The 18,967-nt window shown below is 59.8% G+C and carries 16 protein-coding genes and 1 pseudogene; 9 read left to right on the forward strand and 8 right to left on the reverse strand.

Going from position 1 to position 18,967, the window contains the following annotated elements:
- Nucleotides 1-106: 106 nt before the first annotated feature.
- Nucleotides 107-1,105 carry a LysR family transcriptional regulator gene (locus tag GCT13_RS14825; RefSeq protein ID WP_152759243.1) on the reverse strand — a complete coding sequence of 333 codons (999 nt, stop codon included), beginning with the start codon at nucleotides 1,103-1,105 and terminating at the stop codon, nucleotides 107-109.
- Between the two features lie 541 nt (nucleotides 1,106-1,646).
- Between GCT13_RS14825 and GCT13_RS14830 the strand changes: the two genes are divergently transcribed.
- The 4 genes from GCT13_RS14830 to GCT13_RS14845 all read left to right on the forward strand — a co-directional run bounded on the left by GCT13_RS14830 (nucleotide 1,647) and on the right by GCT13_RS14845 (nucleotide 7,177).
- Entirely contained in the window at nucleotides 1,647-2,267 is a 621-nt protein-coding gene (locus GCT13_RS14830) for a hypothetical protein (RefSeq protein ID WP_152759246.1), read from the forward strand.
- Nucleotides 2,268-3,126: 859 nt separating this feature from the next.
- Nucleotides 3,127-4,503, forward strand: a complete 1,377-nt coding sequence (locus GCT13_RS14835) for a DUF3300 domain-containing protein (protein ID WP_227746844.1) — start codon at nucleotides 3,127-3,129, stop codon at nucleotides 4,501-4,503.
- 13 nt (nucleotides 4,504-4,516) lie between these two features.
- Complete coding sequence (locus GCT13_RS14840; protein WP_152759249.1) at nucleotides 4,517-5,446, forward strand: DUF2950 domain-containing protein; 930 nt, start codon at nucleotides 4,517-4,519, stop codon at nucleotides 5,444-5,446.
- Between the two features lie 81 nt (nucleotides 5,447-5,527).
- Nucleotides 5,528-7,177, forward strand: a complete 1,650-nt coding sequence (locus GCT13_RS14845; RefSeq protein WP_407670796.1) for a DUF3300 domain-containing protein — start codon at nucleotides 5,528-5,530, stop codon at nucleotides 7,175-7,177.
- Here GCT13_RS14845 and GCT13_RS14850 read toward each other — a convergent pair.
- The 5 genes and pseudogenes from GCT13_RS14850 to GCT13_RS14870 form a co-directional block, all read right to left on the reverse strand.
- Entirely contained in the window at nucleotides 7,157-7,495 is a 339-nt protein-coding gene (locus GCT13_RS14850) for an anion permease (RefSeq protein ID WP_321574365.1), read from the reverse strand. The genes GCT13_RS14845 and GCT13_RS14850 overlap by 21 nt on opposite strands.
- A 16-nt stretch (nucleotides 7,496-7,511) precedes the next feature.
- On the reverse strand, nucleotides 7,512-8,252 hold the full coding sequence (locus tag GCT13_RS14855) for a hypothetical protein (protein WP_152759254.1): 741 nt from the start codon (nucleotides 8,250-8,252) through the stop codon (nucleotides 7,512-7,514).
- Between the two features lie 466 nt (nucleotides 8,253-8,718).
- Entirely contained in the window at nucleotides 8,719-9,123 is a 405-nt protein-coding gene (locus tag GCT13_RS14860; RefSeq protein WP_152759257.1) for a hypothetical protein, read from the reverse strand.
- Between the two features lie 190 nt (nucleotides 9,124-9,313).
- A pseudogene (locus GCT13_RS14865) lies at nucleotides 9,314-11,070 on the reverse strand (SulP family inorganic anion transporter).
- A gap of 373 nt (nucleotides 11,071-11,443) precedes the next feature.
- Nucleotides 11,444-12,031, reverse strand: a complete 588-nt coding sequence (locus GCT13_RS14870; RefSeq protein ID WP_152759260.1) for a BPSL1445 family SYLF domain-containing lipoprotein — start codon at nucleotides 12,029-12,031, stop codon at nucleotides 11,444-11,446.
- Between the two features lie 802 nt (nucleotides 12,032-12,833).
- Between GCT13_RS14870 and GCT13_RS14880 the strand changes: the two genes are divergently transcribed.
- Nucleotides 12,834-13,232: a hypothetical protein gene (locus GCT13_RS14880; RefSeq protein WP_227746845.1), complete on the forward strand. Its 399-nt coding sequence runs from the start codon at nucleotides 12,834-12,836 to the stop codon at nucleotides 13,230-13,232.
- Between the two features lie 374 nt (nucleotides 13,233-13,606).
- On the opposite strand, the gene GCT13_RS48365 is transcribed toward GCT13_RS14880, so the two are convergent.
- A complete protein-coding gene (locus GCT13_RS48365) occupies nucleotides 13,607-13,744 on the reverse strand; it encodes a hypothetical protein (protein ID WP_193727669.1) in 138 nt (45 codons plus the stop codon).
- A gap of 1,313 nt (nucleotides 13,745-15,057) precedes the next feature.
- Between GCT13_RS48365 and GCT13_RS50565 the strand changes: the two genes are divergently transcribed.
- The 3 genes from GCT13_RS50565 (at nucleotide 15,058) to GCT13_RS14905 (ending at nucleotide 17,586) form a co-directional block, all read left to right on the forward strand.
- Nucleotides 15,058-15,186 carry a hypothetical protein gene (locus GCT13_RS50565; RefSeq protein ID WP_265335289.1) on the forward strand — a complete coding sequence of 43 codons (129 nt, stop codon included), beginning with the start codon at nucleotides 15,058-15,060 and terminating at the stop codon, nucleotides 15,184-15,186.
- Between the two features lie 1,403 nt (nucleotides 15,187-16,589).
- Nucleotides 16,590-17,084, forward strand: a complete 495-nt coding sequence (locus GCT13_RS14900) for a hypothetical protein (RefSeq protein ID WP_152759263.1) — start codon at nucleotides 16,590-16,592, stop codon at nucleotides 17,082-17,084.
- A gap of 73 nt (nucleotides 17,085-17,157) precedes the next feature.
- A complete protein-coding gene (locus GCT13_RS14905) occupies nucleotides 17,158-17,586 on the forward strand; it encodes a DUF4160 domain-containing protein (protein WP_227746846.1) in 429 nt (142 codons plus the stop codon).
- Nucleotides 17,587-17,997: 411 nt separating this feature from the next.
- Here GCT13_RS14905 and GCT13_RS14910 read toward each other — a convergent pair whose 3' ends face one another.
- On the reverse strand, nucleotides 17,998-18,570 hold the full coding sequence (locus GCT13_RS14910) for an OsmC family protein (protein ID WP_152759266.1): 573 nt from the start codon (nucleotides 18,568-18,570) through the stop codon (nucleotides 17,998-18,000).
- Between the two features lie 81 nt (nucleotides 18,571-18,651).
- Between GCT13_RS14910 and GCT13_RS14915 the strand changes: the two genes are divergently transcribed.
- A partial coding sequence (locus GCT13_RS14915) for an IS6 family transposase (protein WP_152759269.1) occupies nucleotides 18,652-18,967 on the forward strand: 316 nt, incomplete at its 3' end.

Raw genomic sequence — 18,967 nt, forward strand, 5'->3', positions numbered from 1 at the left:
GTGAGGGTCGCTCACGGTCCTACTGGCGACGCACTGCTTGGAAGCTCACGCGCGCCGGTACGACCGGCAAGCCTCGTCGGCCATAAGGTGACGTACGGACGCGCACCTACCCGGACATTGCCAGGTCGCCTCCGCATTCAGAAGCAGACGTTGAATGCTTCGGGCGCGGAAGAGAGCGCGCGCGGATCGCCGGGACCGTTGACCCTGCACGACCTGCATGCTCGAGCATGTAGGTGATGAACGCGCCTGTGACTGGCGGCAAAAAGCGGCGACGAGGATAGAAGAGCCATACCTGTGTCGTCGATCCATCAACGTGGTATCCGGGCATGATGCGCTTCAATACACCCCTTGCCAAATCTTCAGCCACGAGCGATTCGGGCAGCAAGACAATGCCCATTCCCGCGATGGCGGCGAGTCGGATGAGCAAGCTGCTATTGGCAGCGTAGGATGGTCTGAATGTCACGGATTGCAGGTCGTTGACGTCGACGAACTGCCATGCCGTAGGGCCGCGTTTTTCGGCGGTCATCGTCGCGATGCAGGAATGTACTTCAAGCTGGGCCGGCTCCTGCGGATTGCCACACGTTGACAGGTATGACGGTGCCGCACACGGCACAAGGCTCTGCGTCACTAACGGCAGCTGGATGCAATCAACATCTGTCGATGGACTGGCAACGAGCAAGCCTGCGTCATACCCTTCTGCAAACTGATCCGCTTCCCGGTCTGTGAGGCTAAGCCGGACCTGCACCTTCGGGTAGCGACGCCGGAAGCCGTCAATGAGTGCCGTCATCACCTCGGGCGACAGTGCGTCCGTCGCCATAATACGCAATACGCCGGCTATCTCCCGTTCCCCAGCCGATACTGATGCATCGAGACGGTCGAGTTCCTCGAGTATTGCCCTACAGCCGTCGAGATAGTGCTTGCCTGCTTCCGTGAGTGAAACTGCGCGTGTCGTGCGATTCATGAGCCGGGTGCGAAGATGTGCTTCAAGATTCGCGACTGATCGAGTGACCAGTGCAGTGGACACGTTCAACTGTTTGGCCGCGCTTCTGAAGCTTCGTGCTTCCGCGGCCTGCACGAAGACTCGCATGGCGTAGACATGGTTCATTGCTTGTATCCCTCAATCGTGCGATGCGACGGTGTCCATCAGATTGATGTAACTGCAACGACCTTACGTGGTAATACTAATAAGAAAATTGATGAGTTTGTCAATCTGCCGCAAACGCGCTCGTTGGCGAGCTTCGGAGCACGCCCCGTCACTTCGCCTTCGGATTGAGCGTTTCACGAGGTCACTGCATTCGTCAATGTGATTGCGTACACAACTTTGAAATCGAGTGGAGCGGGAACTAAGTGCACAAAACGGGGCCGGTAAGCGGGAAGTGTTCTGCGTCATATTGGACCTTGGTCCAATATCGGTCAACGCGTGTCAAAGGTATTGTTGACACGACGCATTATTTGCTTGGGGATTGCAATGAGAACGACAACACACCTGTTGAAGTTCATGGTCCGTGCGGCTGGCTCGTTGCTTTCGACTATAACTTTAGGTCGACCTGGTACCCGCGTACAGGTACCGTATCCAGAACCAGCGCGAGGGCACACGGCCCGTATGCCGGGCAGGCGGCGTGCTGTCGACGTAGGCGGAGGCAGTCATGAAGCGCACGATCGACTGGGACATCGTTGAGACTCGCGAATCCATCAGGCAAGCCGCTTACGATCTCGCCCGCAGCGGTCTCTGTGACGGATGGCAAGACGTGTGGCGCGCACTGCGCGCGCGGTTCAGCGTCGACCAATTGACGGCAATCTTCGAGAACCCTCTTTGCCGGCTCGACATTGACCAGCGTTGCTTTCGCGCGCGAAATCCAGGGGAAATCGCAAGCGAATTGACAAGCGACCTGCCAGTAATCAGGCAAGCCCCCCAGAGAACGTCAATGAAGCTTTCGGCTTTGGATCGGGGCAGCAGACGAAGGTCCGACCGATTGGCCATGCGAATCCAGGCGCTGTTGGCAGGCGGAAGCGAATGCACCGCGGTACAACTCGCTGAACAGCTAGGCACGAGTCGCAATGAAGTACTCATCGCTGCGCGTGCGATGCTGGCCGACGGGGAACTGCAAGTCGTACGATATGTTGCCGCGGAGCATGGTGGCCGAGGAGCGCGCGTTTTCGCGTGCACCAGCGCGAGCCAGGGAGACTCTCCCCGACTGTACGCATCATGGCCGGAGGCAGATCCCGTGGTAACGGGCGCTATCGACGCCATTGCGCGTCACGGGTGACCGTGCAACGTTTCCAGCTCCGACGGCCATTCATCTGACGATTTGCCAGGCGACCCCGGATGTGTGGATGGCCGTTGAACACCTCAAGGCAGCCTTAGAGATGATCCCGGTTTTAAGGCCAGGATAGGGTCGCTGGCAGAAACTATTCCGGGCGGGCGCGACCCAAACAAAGGAATATTCCCGAGTCTTCTCGCATTTTGCTGCAGTCTGGAGCCGACGCGACATTCGAAACGCCTACGAGAGCGCGAAGGAGATCAACGCGACTGGATTGCGTTGATCTGGGCGCAGCGAAAGTGCTGGGCTTACGATCGACGACATCAGCCCGACGCTGGCCGACCGGGTACGCGAGTTGTACAGCAACTGGGGGATCGCAACAGGGACCACGGCGACAACGGAGACTACGGCCTACCGCCAGAAACACGCGAATTTATTCAGCGCGCGCAATTCAGGAAGAGATAGAGCACGCCAGATCAAGCGTCCCGTGTCCAGCGATTCATTGGACCAAAGTCCAATCAACATCCATTTCAACGCATATAAGCTGGGAAGTGTCGGCTTTTCACCGTAGTTCGAGACTCGACATGAGACATGGCCTCGCGGGATTCGGGCTGGCTGTATTCTGGCTACATGTCATTGTTGCCTGCGTTTTGCTGATGCTCCTTATCGGCGGTAAGGAACCCACGACTGGTGACTGGTTCGGAGTCGGATGGGAAGCACTCGCGATTGGGTTTATCCCGAACTCTCTGCTTCCCGAGCCGACGCCCAGACCATCCGGGCAGGCACGCATGCAGGCACCAGCGAGTTCTGTGACAGGCAGGAACGCCTCGTTGTCCGCGACAGGAACCTGCCGGACGGAGTGGCCATGATCAACTGCAAATCCCAATGGGCTAGAGCTTATCTGTTGTGGCTGGTTCTGCCAGCCACCATTCCCTCGTGTGCAGATCATGGTCCGGCGAGTCCCCCGCCATCAGGCTCCGCCGCATTGAGCCCCGCGCCATCTAGCCCGGTGCAATCGGGTCCCGGGGCAGTGAACACCGCGCCATCAGGCCCGGCGCAACCAGGCCCCGCACCATCAGGCCCGGTGGCGTCGGGCCCGGCGCCATTCAAGCCAGAGGAGATCGAGGCCCTGGTCGCGCCGATCGCACTCTACCCGGACTCCATGCTGGCTCAGGTATTGATGGCGTCAACCTATCCGCTGGAGATCGTGCACGCGGCGCGCTGGGTAAAGGCGAATCCGAATGTGAAGGGCGACGCCGCTGTGAAGGCGGTAGAGAACCAGCCGTGGGACACGAGTGTGAAATCGCTGGTGGCGTTCCCGCAGATACTTGAGCCGATGAGTGACAAGCTCGACTGGACCCAGAAGCTCGGCGACGCCTTTCTTGCGCAGCAAAAGGACGTCTTCGCTGCTGTGCAGCGCTTGCGGGCACACGCGAAGGAGTCGGGCAACCTCAAGTCGAACGAACAGCAGAACGTGATCGTCGAACAGGCGCCTGCTGGCGGCGGGCAGACCATCGTGAAGATCGAGCCCGCCAACCCGCAGGTGATCTATGTGCCCGCCTATGACCCGACTGTCGTGTATGGCGCGTGGAGCTATCCGGCCTATCCGCCTTACTACTGGCCGCCGTATCCCGCCTATTACCCCGGGTACTATCCAGGCGCGGGCCTCGCCTTTGGCATCGGCCTTCTTGCTGCCGGTGCGATCTTCGCGGACTGCAACTCGTGTTGGGGGGGAGACGACGTCAACATCAACGTCGACAAGGCCAGGAACGTCGACCGTAACTTCGACAGTTCGAAATTCAAGAACGGAGAGAGGAACGGCCGCTGGCAGCATGATGCGAGCCATCGTCAGGGCGTCGCCTATCGCGACAATGCCACGCGCGACAAATTCGCCGGTCAGTCACCGCGTGCCGGCACGCGTGACCAGTATCGCGGCCGTGGCACCGCCAATGATCGGGCAGGGGCAGGCAATCGCGCAGCGACGGCGGACCGTTCTGCTGGCGCGAACCGGGGCGCGTCGAATCGCGCAGGAGGTGACGTGAATCGTGCCAGTAGTGGCGATCGCGGGGGTGGTTACAGCGGCGGACGCGACAATGCTTTCAACGGCGTGGGCACGAGCGGCCGCACCGCACAACGCAACTTCGACAGGGGAAGCTCGAGCATGCGGGATTCAGGCGTTAACCGGCCCTCCGGTGGTGGAGGCATGCGTGGCGGCGGTGGATTCCGCGGCGGCCGGCGCTAAGGAGAGGGGAATCATGGCTTTCCGTTCATGCGTCTTCCGGCAGTGGCTGACGCCCACACTCGCGAACCTTGCGGTCGCAGCCATCCTGTCGGTCGCGATGGCGCCAGCGGTGCACGCGCAAATGAACTTCAGTTCGCCGGAGGCGGCGATGAACGCCTTTGGAGACGCCGTCGTGAAAGACCGCGAGGATACGTTGCGCAAGATCTTTGGCAACGACTTCCGTGATCTGATACCACCTGTTGGTGGCGAGCTGCGAGGTACATTTGTCGCGGAATGGGCAAGGTCCCACACTATCGGGCCGACGGTTAAAGGGCGCGCGCACATCGTCGTGGGCGACAACGGCTGGACGTTCCCGATACCGCTCGTGAAGAGCAGTAAAGGTTGGCACTTCGATACCAACGCCGGTGCTGAAGAAATGCGATTGCGGCGCATCGGACGCAACGAACTGGCCGTCATTCAGACGATGCTCGCAATCTACGATGCGCAGCGCGAGTACGCGCAGACCAATCACGACGGCGAGGGCGTCCTTGCCTATGCCTCGCGGATGGTAAGTTCGCCAGGCAGACACGACGGTTTGTACTGGCCTACCGGGCCGGACGAAACCCCGAGTCCGCTCGGCGACGCGTTCGTTGATGCGAGTTCGCGCAATTCCAAGAACGCCGGCTATTACGGGTATCACTACAAGCTGCTCGAGTCACAAGGATCCCACGCGCCCGGTGGTGCCTATCACTACGTCGTGCGAGGCAAGCTGTTCGGCGGATTTGCCGTCATCGCGTGGCCGGTCAAATACGGAGATACAGGAATCAAGAGTTTCATGGTGAGTCACGCCGGGCAGGTCTACCAACGAGATCTCGGACCGGACAGTGCCACCAAAGCGGAGGCCACGAAGTCGTTTAACCCGGGTCCGGGTTGGAGCAAAGTGCCTGATGCCGATGCTCAGTAACGCGCCGCGTCCTCTTTTTCAGACACTCGATGCCGCGCCACCCGGCACCGCTCACTGGATCGCGGGATCACGCCGGACACAATGAAGCCAGCCGACACGCGCCTTTTCCGAATCCGGGTCGATTGTCGTGACGCGCAAGCCCGGAGCATTCGTTGCCCGGTGATCGTTAAGCCCCCCGGAAGAACGAAAGTCGGAGTGACCATGACGAACTGGATTGCACGATTCTTGAGTGCCGGCCTCGTCGTCCTGCTGGCGGGCTGTCCGGCGAAGCAACAGAATCAGCAGACTCAGACGCAGGCCGCTTCGGCGCCAGCTCCTGCCTCCGTTCCCGCTACGGCGTCTGTTCCGCCTGCTGCATCCGCGCCGGCCCCGGCCTCGGTGGTCCAGACTCAGGCGCAGCAACTTGCGTCGGAAGAAATCGAGGCGCTGGTCGCGCCGATCGCGCTTTATCCGGATTCCCTGTTGTCCCAGGTCTTGATGGCGTCGACGTATCCGCTCGAAGTCGTGCATGCCGCCCGCTGGGTAAAGGCGCACCGCAACCTGAAAGGCGACGCCGCAGTAAAGGCAGTCGAGAACCAGCCATGGGACGTCAGCGTCAAGTCACTGGTGGCATTCCCACAAGTGCTCGAGCCGATGAACGACAAGCTCGACTGGACGCAAAAGCTCGGCGATGCGTTCCTCGCCAGTCAGAAGGATGTTCTCGATGCCGTGCAACGATTGAGGATTCGCGCGCAACAGGCGGGAAACCTGACGTCTAACGCGCAACAGAAGGTGATCGTCGAAGCGCCTGCACCGGGAGGCAACGGCGGCCAGGCGGCACACGCATCGCAGACCATCGTGCGCATCGAACCGTCCGATCCACAGGTCGTTTATGTGCCGTCCTACAACCCGACTGTGGCCTACGGTGGCTGGAGCGCGCCGGCCTACCCGCCCACCTACTGGCCACCCTACCCGGCCTATTATCCCGGCGCCGCACTCGCGAGCGGGTTCGCATGGGGACTCGGCATCGCCGCCGCAGGCGCGATCTTCAGCAATTGCGACTGGAATAACAATAACGTCAATGTCAACGTCAACAAGGCCGCGAACATCGACCGCAATTTCGACCGGACCAAAGTGGAGGGAGGCAAGTGGCAGCACGACGCGGGGCATCGCCAGGGCGTCGCGTACCGCGACAACGCGACGCGTGACAAGTACGCGCGAGGCGCACAAGGCGCCAACGCGCGGAGCGACTATCGCGGACGCTCAGGCAGCGCGCCCGAACGCACAAGCCTGGCCAATCGGGCGCGAGGAGGCAACCAGGCCGCGGGTAATCGTACAGGACGCGCCACCAATGCGAAGGCCGCCAACCGCACAGGCGGAACAAAGACCGCGGGTGCCGGCAATCGGGCCGGCAAGTCCAGTCGAGAGGCTGCCGCGGGCAGTCGTGCCCAGACCGCCAACCGCAATGCCGCAGCTGGCAATCGGGCGGAAATGCCCAATCGGAGTGCTTCAGCCGGCAATCGCGCCCGCACGTCCGCTCCTGCCGGAGCAACGGGCGCACAAACTTCCTACAGAAGCGGCGGCTACTCGGGTGGCGGGCGCGACACCGCATTCCAGGGCGTCGGCGCAGGCGGCGCGAGTCAGCGCGACTACAATCGCGGCCGTGCAAGCGCCCAGTCCTCGAACTTCAACCCCGGAAGTGGCGTAGCCCGCGGTGGTGGCGGAGGCGGTTCACGCGGCGGCCGGCGCTAGATACCACGAGGGGTGGATCGGCACGCTGATCAGGAGAAAGACCACGACGTCGATGACACTAAAGATCGCGCCGAGTCTCCGGTAGTCGGCAGCAGGCAGATATCCGCTGCCGAAATGGACCGGGGTCGGCCCGGTTTCGTAAGGTGCCAGGATACCCATGATGCCCAGCGTCAGGGCAAGCAACAGCGCAAACGCCTCCATCGGCATGCCGGGAATCGTCGAGCCCACAGTCAGCATGACGGGGAGCATCGGCGTCGTATGGGCGGTGACACTAGCGAACGTGTAGTGCGTAAAGAAGAAAATCAGCACCAGGATCACCGCAGGCAACGCGCATTCAGAACCTGAAATTCACATTCAGGCTCGGACCGCTGAAGCGCAGCGTCTGCACGAGCTGATCACCGGAGCCGTAGAAGGCGAGATATCGATACGTCAGGCTGACGTCGCCCCATTTCATCGCATAGCCGGGCCCTGTCATCGCCTGCCATGTGAACTTCGACGTTCCCGCGCCAAGATCGAGATAGAACGGCATGTACCAGCTGCCGTCGCCCGTGATTGACACGCGTCCCCGAACGCCCGCGAATCCGTCGAAAATGTTCTGCACCTGCGATACGTCGAGTTGCTGGTTCGCGCCCGAACTTGCGCCCGTGGTCGAGACAGCCATCGCGTCGAGCGTCCCCTTCACACCGAGATACCGCATCCCCACGATCGCATCGACGGAGCCCCACGACTGCCGCATCACCGTTCGCCCGCCACCGATCTCGATCAACGTGCCGCGAAAGTTCGTTTCAACGCTCTGCTGGGTTCCGCGAGGCCCGAACAGGCCGTTCGTCGCATTGACCGAACTCTCGTGCCGCCCGAAGTTCAGATAGATCCCGTCCGCGAAGAAGCTCCAGTCGCCCTTACGCGCTTCGCCTTGCAGCATGAAGGCGAATTTGAGGTTTTGCAGATAGTCGTATGGCCCCGTGGACGCATCGGCGCCACCGCCCGGCAGCGAGAAAATGCATCGTCCCGTCCACGGATGGCAGCCACAGGTATGGCGCGAGGGCGAACTGCCACTGCGCGCTGGCGTCTCCATGAGTCAGCTCGGCTTCCGACGCCTGCGCGCTGGTCACGGCGATGATCACGGCGGCGACGCTTCCTCGGTACCAGTCCATGAAGGGCACCTCCTTCGACAAGGCGCGACGCGCCGGGCTACGCGGCACCTCCTCCCTACGCCTGCTACGCGCCACCGGCACCGTGGGTCGCCCAGTATCAGCCCGCGCCGCAGACCGGCCAATGGTACTGGTCACTGCAGTATGGGCGCTGGCTTTACGATTGATCGACCGGATGACGCGGCGAGTCCTGTGCCTCTTGGGCTTGCCGCGTAAGACCACGCTATGGGGAAGCGGGTTTTCCAGGCTGATCGCGCGTGCGCCGCGTGCGATACGGTCGCCTTGTTGATTCTCCTTGCCTTATCAACTATCTCGCGCTGAGGCAAAGTCCCTCGACTCCGCGCGTTTGTTGCAGCGCCTTTCGACCTTCAACCGCTCCTCAACGACTAGCTATTTTGCGGTCTTCGAGACATCGCACTCGCCAGTGGGAACACGGCTACCGCCCGTATTCTTCAGCGTAAGCGCGATCCTGCTTCCTCTGTTGGCCGTGATGATCTGTCCGTAACTGACGGTCGGGATAAACTGAATATCGGGAGCCACCGCCACAGGAGGATTCCTTGCTCCGTCCACCGTCAGATCGAGTTCCACGGTAATCGATTCAATAGCAACGCCCCAGTCCTGTCCGCGTGCCGTCTGTTCCTTTTTGAAATTGCACAGACCCTCCATGACCTTCTCCAACGCCGTGGGAATATCGACAGGTTTGCCTGGGGGAATTGGCGGCGTGTTGCAGCCAATAACCAGGAATGGCAAGACAACGAGAGCGAGGTGGGCACGCATCACGATCCCCTGTTTCATGAATTGTTCACGAAGCCTCGTTGCGTCGCAAGAACTTGCCGTCCCTGCGCGTGAACTCAGCGGCTGGCTCTCTGCTACCCCGGCAGAATTCTAGTTCAAAGTGGCGGCTGTGACATGCTCTTCGATCTGCGGCTTGCATGGATGTCTGTAGCCAGCAAGCACTAACCGCGATCACGTAGTATTTTCGACTTCAGGAGCCTGCATCGGGCTGTGCTCTGGGCGCCGCGTCCGCCGACACCCCGATTTTCGTGTCGCTATCGTTCAGGAACGCCTCGACTACATCATCCGCCGAAACACGTCGCCCGAGATCTCCGACCTGCTGTTCAAGTCCCTCTGCGCGCAGGATCTCGCGTGCGCCGGCATGGGCGGCAACAACCCGCAGACGCACACCGCTCTTCAGAAGATCAGCGTGCACTGTCGCAAGCATGCGCGCCCCCGCGATGTCCACGGTCGGAGAACTGGAAAGATCGCATATCACCAGCCTGACCGGACTGGTGCTCGACCGGATTCTCTCCCATACCGTCGCTCGTACATGTTCGATGTTGAAGTAAAGCAGCGACGCTTCGACGCGAAACAGCAGCACGCCCGGAATTGCCTCGTTGTCAGGATGACGATCGATGTCCGAATACCGGTGTGTGCCGGGAATGCGTCCGAGGATGGCCACATGCGGATGCGCGGCGCGCGTGATGAGCACCAGCATTGAAGCTAACGCCGCGAAAATCACCCCTTTGAGGATGCCGAGCAGCAATACCGCAACAAAGGCGACCATTGACACCAGGAACTCGTAACGACTCACGTGCCACACGTGCCGCAATTCGCGAGTGTCCACAAGGCCCTTGACCGCCACCAATACGATGGCGGCAAGCACCACGTTCGGCAGGTTGTTGAGCAGGCCTGTCAGGAACATCAGGCAGAGACCAATTGTGATTGAAGCAAACACGAGCGCAAGCGGCGTCTTTGCGCCGGCCTTGTCATTGACGGACGACTGTGACAAGCCGCCCGCCACGGGATAACCGCACCCAATCCCAGCAGTTCCCGGCGCGAATCGATTTCATAGCCGTTTTTTTGTGCGATGGCGCGCGCGGCCGACACGCTTTCCAAATATGACAACAGCAGACATGCGAACGCTAGTGGAACGATGCCGTCCACGTCACGCACCCGGAGTGCGGGGAAATGGAAGTGTGGCAAACCTCGGGGCAATGCGCCTACGACCTTGAATCCCATCTCGCCCAGTGACGTCACCGAAAGCAGGACAATGGCCAACGCTACGACGAACAACGCGACCGGGCGACCGGGTAGCAATTTTTCCCCTAACAGGAGCAGCGCCAGTGCACCGACACCGAATGCGAGCACAACGGGATGTGTATCAGGCAATTGCCCGGCCAGAATCACAATGCGCTCGAAGAACTCCTCGCCGCCTCCCTCAACGCCAAACAGCTTGGGCAGTTGCGTCAGCGCGATCGTCAGCGCAGCCCCGGCCTTGAACCCAAGCAGGATCGTTTCGCTGATGAAGTTGACGAGCGAGCTTAGCCGCAAAATCCACCCAAGCAGGCACATGAGCGCGATCAGTATCGCGGTCAAAGCGGCGATAGACGCGAACCGGGCCGGATCTCCGCCCGCCATATCTGTGACGGTTACGCCGACGAGCATAGAGATCGCCGAGGTGGGCCCGATGGCCAGTTGGCGAGATGAGCCGAGCAAAGCGTAAGACAGGCCTCCAACCAGATAGCAGTAAATGCCATATTGCGGTGGCAAGCCGGCAAGCGTCGCATACGCAAGCGAGACAGGTATGCCGTAGGCCGCAAGCGTGACGCCCGCTACGACGTCGGATGGAATCCACGGTAGCTGATAGGTGAACAACCATTGCGCCGGGGGGAATAACGCGCGCCAGCTTTTGGCAGGCGCCATATTTTCAGCGTCGACGATGGGAACGCGTTTTTCCTCCATTGCACTCTCGTTTTCGGACGGATGATCCGAAGCGGAACCCCCTTGATCATGGGAAAGTCACTGAATGCCCCCGCCCGCGTTACAGGCAACATTAACTAAACGTTGATGCCACCACGCTATCGCATGGCGATGCGTCGCAATCGATGATCATGACGATGGGTGCGGCGGGTCTCGAGGCATGATGAAAGTATCCCCTGACAAGACGCGATTACGAGCGGATCAACGAGCATGGCTTCGCAATTCGCGCAACACGTGTGGCGAGAAGGTTTGTCTGCTGCGAATCTATCGTCGCCCGTCGGTGAACTGTCGCAGCCGCTGAGGTGATCGTCCCGCATCTCTCGAAACCTCGCCACGCAAACGCAAAAGCTCGTCATCAGATTTTCAGGCGGGAAACCTTGGTGCCCGAAAGTGACACGTCACCCATGAGACCGGCATTGGTCAGCACGATCGCTTCGACGGGCGCCGTGGCCGTTGTCGTATCGATCGCTCCGTTCGCTCCGACCTTCAACAGCGCGACGGATCCTTCACCGCCGACCGACCAGCCTTTGGAATTGCGAAAGCTGTTGAGCGCGTCATGTGTCATGAACAGGAATATGATGGCCTTCGATTGCGCACCTGCCTGCAAGCCGAATGATCCCGATACCGTGCTGTAGTAGCCGATTGTCTTTCCGCCTACATCCAATGCGCCTTCACCGTACTCGCCACCGGCAATGAAGCCGACCTTGATCACCGACGGGAACACGAGTACGCCGTTCGCCTTGGCGACGAGTTCCTTTGAACCCTTGACCGTCTCATACAGCCGCGACAGCGTCCCGTGGACCTTGGCATTGATTTCCTGCCGCTTCGATGCGTTGGACTCGGTGGCAGCGGCGTCACGCATCGTCGCTGGGGAGCCCGTGAGCGTAAGACCTGTGACAGCGAGTACGGCAGCGCCCGTCCGTAAAAACTTTCTTCTGCGCATTGTTGCCTCCATGGTGGTTCACGGTCGAACCGTTGATGCTGCAATGCCCGCCTTCCCGGCGGCGAAGCCAGCCTGCTAACGCAAAATCACGGTTGCGAATGGCTTCACCGGGCGGGCTCTGTCAGATCCTCCTCCGCGAAGCGCAAGATAGCCTCGACGAGGACCTCACGGGAATACGCGTTCTGCGTTACGAAAAGCGCGCCTATTGCCGGATGCGTCCGGGCAACGGGTGCCGCCAGCGCCCAATGATCCGCATTCACGTAGGCGAAAAGCGTACGGGCGGGCACAGCCTGATCGTAGAAGATGACCTGGCTGTCCTGTTGCGAATCAACGCGTGAGAGCCTGTTCGCTCGATTTCAGGATAGACGAGATCGTTCCGGCTGCGGGAATGTCACGATCGAGTAGTACCGCAATTCGCACGTAAGCGGGTGCTGTGCGAGCCACATCCTTGCGGATCGCCGGTCCCAGGCTCTGCACGGCGCGGCCATCGCCCTATGTGCACGTCGCGCTCGCAACGTATCGCAGCAGATCGGCCTGATACTGCAGGGCGTCGTTGGCGAGCGGCGATCCGCGAGTCACGCCGGCGGCACTCACCCCGCTGACACTGTGCCACGAGCAGGCGTAAAGCCACCACAGCTTGTGCGTACTCGGCCGTGGCGGAAATCGGTATCGCACGCCGGGACGGGGTTGAAGGGCACAACTGCGTAACCGGCAAGGTCAGGTGGACCGGCACCGATCTCTCGCCGCGTGCCGACCGCACTGCGTCGTCCTAGAATTAAGCAACACGGGGGGCGGGGGCGACATGAAACACGGACTGGTACTCGGGCTGCTGAGCGGTGCGCTGCTGGTCGGTTGCATGTCCGCCGGGGTCGAAGTGAGGCCTGAACAGATGGCGACCTTCAGGCGTGGCGTGACGACGATTCAGGAAGTGACGGCCACGCTCGGCCCGGCATCAGTGCAGACCGCGCTCGACGATGGTTCGATGCTGCTCGTTTACACCTATGTGACGTCGAGGCCGCACCCCGAAAACTACATCCCGATTATCGGGTCGCTGGTCGGTGGTGCCGACACGCACACGTCGGCGGCGGGTGTTCCTGTTCGATGCGCGCGGCGTCCTCAAGAGTGCGAACACCACCACCTCGAACGTCGGGACGGGCCTGAGCACCGAACTGCAGCACAGAGCCCCGGCGCCAATTGTTGAGGCGCCCGTCGCGGGCAACAGCAATCCGCCGAATGCCGTGCAGAGCGTTGAGCCGCCTGTCGTGGTCAAGCGCATTTCACCGGCCACCGCGGAGAGCGTCGAGCCACTTCCGGAGGAAGAGGGCCAGCCAGCACAGGAAAACAGCGTCGAACCGCCTTCAGAACAAGGCATCCAGCCGGCTGAGAGCAGGTAGCATCGAACCTCAGTTGTCCACGACGCGCGCTGAGCGTTCTGCGTCATGCCGATCGCGGCCGCGCGGTCGAAGGCGTCGGCGCACGGGCAGGCGATCCTTCCTATTGTCGATGTTCTGAACTTCACATACCCACGATATGAGGCTTTGCGGCCAACCTGTCCGACGAACGCTGAATCCGTGGTCAATTTTGCACTATCCAGATTTGGTTCATGATGCCAGCGCGGAGACACGCGAACGTCTCCAGCGCTTCCCGGTCGGCAATCTGATCGGCTGAATCTTTGACCAGCATCGATGCCACGAATTCGTGAGCGCTGAGCATGCACTGCTCCTGACACAAGAGACTACTGACTGGTCAGAGATGAAAACGTTGCACTGTCGATCGTCACCTGTGACGCGCAATGGCGTCGATAGCGCCCGTTACCACAGGATCTGCCTGCGGCCATGATGCATACAGACTGGGAGAGTCGCCTTGGCTCGCGCCCGCGCCGGTGCACACGAAAACGCGCGCTCCTCGGCCACCATGCTCCGCAGCAACATATCGTGCGACCTGCAGCGCCCCGTCGGCCAGCATCGCACGCGCAGCAATGAGTACTTCGGTGCGACTCGTGCCCAGCTGTTCAGCGAGTTGTACTGCGGTGCATTCGCTTCCACCCGCCAACAGGGCCCGGATTCGCATGGCCAATCGGTCGGACCTTCGCGTGCCGCGATCGGAAGCCGGAAGCTTCATTGACGCCTTCTGCGGGGTTTGCCTGATTACTGGCAGGTCGCCTGTCAATTCGCTCGCGGCCTCCCCTGGATTTCGCGCGCGAAAGCAACGCTGGTCAATGTCGAGCCGGCAAAGAGGGTTCTCGAAGATTGCCGTCAATTGGTCGACGCTGAACCGCGCGCGCAGTGCGCGCCACACGTCTTGCCATCCGTCACAGAGACCGCTGCGGGCGAGATCGTAAGCGGCTTGCCTGATCGATTCGCGAGTCTCGACGATGTCCAGTCGATCGTGCGCTTCATGACTATCGCCGCCTGCCCGGCATACGGGCCGTGTGCCCTCGCGCGGGTTCAGAACACGGTGTCTGGACGCGGGTACCAAGTCGACCTATGGGTCAAAAGGACGACGAGCCCGCCGCGCGGACCATGAGCTTCAACAAGCGTGTCGTCGTTCTCATCCCAATCCCCAAGCAAAGAATGCCTCGTGTCAACAATACCCTTGACACGCGCTGGCCGATATTGGCCCTTGGTCCAATATGACGCAGAACAATTTTCGCTTACCAGCTCAGTTTGTGCCTGTTAGTTCCCGCCATTGAAATCCGGCATCTTTAAAACGTTGTGTACGCACCCTCATTGAAAGATGCAGTGACCTCGTGAAAACGCTCAATCCTCTACATGTAGAGGACTTACGCGACTGCTGTGCGCGGATTCCTGTGCAAACTGACCTTCCCGGCACGACTTGGAGGCCGTTACGACGGACTTTCCGAACACGAAGCCGAAATGACGGAGCGATCCGATGCCCGCCAAAGAGCGTGTTTGCGGTACATCAACAAAGTCGTCAATTTTCTTATTTGTATTACCACGTAATGTCGTTGCAATTACATCCATCTGATGGACACCGACGCATCGCGCGATTGAGGAAAGCAAGCAATGAACCATCTCTACGCCATGCGCGTCTTCGTGTTGGTCGCGGAAACACGAAACTTCAGAAGCGCGGCCATCGCGGTAATGGCCGTTCTTGTCGCAGGGAGCGCTCGAGCAAAACAACGCCGCCGTTGACTGCTTGTGGCCGGTTGCACTCCCTGGCCATGACGCTACAAAGCTGCCGCTGGCGAAGGGCTAATGTTTTTGAACGGCGGCGCCGTCGGCTGAGCGCGTATAGACGGCCGAGTACGGACTTTTGGCGGCGCGCTCGGACAGACATTCCAACGTGGTGTCCGCCCTGGTAACGGAAATTCGGCCGCGACGACCGTTCTCACCCGGTAGTTGTCCTAGCTTCCAGGCGACCACATGAAAAACCAAAGCAGTTGAGTTGACGCGCCGTCACTCGCTTGCAGGCATGCATGCATGATTATGGCGGCCGATCTGTGCGGGAGCGCACATTCAATTGAATCGCGCAAATCGCGAGCCGCCAAGATTTGTTGGCTACCGGGCCGCAAAAAGTCCCAGCGCTACACGGCATGTTGTTGTGTTACTTTGTCTTCGAGCGGGCCACTGCAATGGTCGGGGCCATCCTCGGCGAATGTAGCGACGATGACGACCCTCCTGACTTTACCTCCCGGAGGAACGGCCCGAATGTATGCCTCGCGTTCCTTTAACCTGACGAACCGAGGGCGCGCGAACGATGAACGCATATCTGATCAATCCCTACGCAAGCCGCCACCGAGGTTGACGGCGGCGATATCAATTCGCTTGATCCCGTATAAGCTTGCTCGATTGCGACTTCGTCGAGAGCTATGGGCTGATCAACAGCGGCGGCGATTGTTTGTACGTCATGGAATCAGGCAATTGCGGGCGACAAAGCGACGCTGTCAGTAGGCCGGTACCAATGCGACCGGCCCGCGGTCTACTACGCTGGGAGTGAATCAATGGAAAAAATGTACTCGTACAAAGGCTTTGAGGTCACCGTGAAGCTTGAGTCTGTGCGGGCTCTGTCAAGCGAATTCACATATGGGCCCCGGTTGGGTACGTTGCGGTGGTGAGTATCTACACGGCGGACCCGAGAAGACCAGTAGGCGTACCGATTGGGCTGGTCACAGAAGGAAACCGCGTCTTCGGCACGGTGGACGACGCCTTGACGGCAGGATTTAACGCAGCAAAGCGTGTGATAGACGACAGAGTTGCCCCTTGACGGGCGTTCTCATCTGCGGCCAGTCGTACAGCTTAATGAATCATCTGCTGCCGGCACTGCTCGCTGTTCGACGACCGTTTTGCATTGAAGTTGAGACGGAGAGCCAGGCGGGTGCCGACCGACCAATGTGGGTCGTATTGAGACCTCCATCTCGCCTCCAGACCGGCGAAGAAGATTATTGCCTTGTAAAGAGGTGTACCGCACTCGCACGCATTCCCCAAGGCTTTATGATGGCTGTTGCCGTCGAAGCCGCACAAGAGGGGCTTGCTCGTCAGTCACACGGAAGCCCGCGCCCGCGTTTCGAACCAAAAAAATGATCGGGGGACAGAAGATGGACTTTTTCGAGAACGTCGTTGTCGAATATCTCCGCGCAGATCGAGCCGTCTTCGTCAATACACAATGCTGCATCCAACTCAATGAAGGTTCTAATCCCGATACGTCGGGACCGCACTGGTACTGCGACGCCGTCGCCGTGGATTTTCGTTCCCGCGCTGTGTTCCTTTGCGAAATCACGTTCGCCAAACCACCCACAGGCCTACTGAAGCGCCTTTCAGGCTGGCACGAGAACTGGGATGGGCTGCTTCAGGCGCTGCGCCGTGACTGCGCCATACCCGATTATTTTCCAGTTAGGCCATGGATTTTTATTCCTGAGGCGCTGATCGGCACCGTTGTCGACGCGTTGGAAAAATTTAAGCTCGGCTATGGTACTGCCGTACCGACGCCGAAGATCACAACTCTGGAAATGACCAGTCCATGGCTCTATCCGTCTTGGAACCGCATGGGCGAAGCCGCGAAGCCGACATCGATTCCCAAACACATGCGATAAGAGGCCCTCAAGGCGGGGTCTGACTCATCGTTCAGGGACTTACGCTTCCAATGCTCGGAGGTAGAGGCATTAAATGAATAAACTAAAGCTGATTCTCGCTGCTGCAGGAGGTATGCTGACTCGTCTGCGACCTAAGAGGGGGCTAAATCTTCAGTCACTTCGCGACGCATTGGAAGAGGTCGATCGGATCTCTAGAGAACAGTCAGGTTATCTATATAAGCTTCTTGTCGCGAGACAGCAAATCAAGCTAAAGATGTATCAAGAACGAGGGCATTCCCGAGCCCATTTTCACGTGGATTATGGGCAAATTAACCACGCGGCCGTTTTTGCTGTGGACACTGGTGAGCGAATCGAAGGGAATCTTGATCGAAAATACGACAGGGCTATTACTGCGTGGACCATCGCGAATAGAAAGGCACTGCTAGCGATATGGAGCGCTCTTCAATCCGGCGAATCGGAAACGCCTTTCATTCGATCTCTGACGGAAATTCGCTACCGCTAACGAGTGAGGCAGGGTTCGAAAAGAGTCGGTGGAGAGCGGGCGTCGGTCGGCAAATGGATGGAAGGGCACGGCGCTCCAATTTCGATTGAAGACTCATCGAATTTCGCGGTTTGGCCACAACCTGCCCTTCAGCGAGAGAGGAAACCTGCCGTTGGAACGGCTGCATTACGCCGGAACCTGACGGACGAGCTACACGCACAATTCGGCTATAGTCGATATTCGCGCGTCGGCGGCCGCGAATGTAAATCCCAGTTGCAAGCGGATGAGTACTTTCGGACCCGTTGCAGCCGGTCGATCCTGTGGATGTGAGACGGCCGCTTGGATTTTTGTCAAATAGACGTTCAGCCCATTGCGATACACACAGGCGGCGCGACGGACACGATTCGGTCCGCCGTGCCAACGCCGCGAACTTCACTCGACCACGAGCCTCGATTTTAGGGTGACGGCGTTCGCCAGATTGTAGACGTTGGGGGAGGTGGCCGTTACCGCGTCATGGATTTCGGCGAACTGCTGGCTGGTCCCGTCACCCTTGATACGAACCGTGTAACGCAGGCTCTCGTAGCCGTTTGCCACTTGCGGGTCGATCCCGAGAAAACCCCTGAGGTCGATTTCGCCCTCAGTCTCGATCTGCAGGGATTCGAGCGTAATCCCGCGGGCGGCGCATTGCGCCACGAAACCCACCGTTATGCAGGCGTTCAGCGCGGCGATCAGATGCTCCTGAGGATTGGCAAACTCGTTCGAGCCGCCGAGTTCGCCGGGCTCGTCGATGTCGATCGTGAAACGGCGCGATACATGCTGCCCTCCGATCGAAAACCCTTGCACCTCGGCGCGAGTTCGAGTCTGGCCCTTCCAGGTCGTCGCCACGCGCCAACTGGTAGCGGCTCTCGAGACATCGTCCTTGACGCTCCCGATCAGGGCGAGCAGATCGTCGACGTTAAGGCCGTTTACGATGTTGGGTTCGTTGGTCTGTGCATTGGCATTCATATTCCATCTCCTTCAACAGGTTCTGTTGCAGTAAGGAGGTTCGCTATGATGCGCGGAATGACATGAACGACTGAAGCCTCGATGAAGACGTTGAATCCTCCGGTGGCCCGAGTACTGAAACGCCTGCACTATCCGCTCGAGGTGATCCTGACCTGCGTGCGCTGGTATGTGGCCTATCCGCTGAGCCTGCGGCACCTCGAAGAAATGATGGCCGAGCGCGGCGTTTCGGTCGATCATTCGACCGTGCACCGCTGGGCCATCAAGCTGCTGCCGGTACTGGAGAAAGCGTTTCGCCGCCACAAGCGCCCCGTGGGCAAGAGCTGGCGTGTCGACGAGACCTACATTAAGGTCGGAGGCCAATGGAAATACCTGTATCGCGCCGTCGACAAGGCCGGAA

Origin of the sequence: Paraburkholderia franconis, assembly GCF_009362735.1 — a bacterium.
Taxonomy (GTDB): Bacteria; Pseudomonadota; Gammaproteobacteria; order Burkholderiales; family Burkholderiaceae; genus Paraburkholderia; species Paraburkholderia franconis.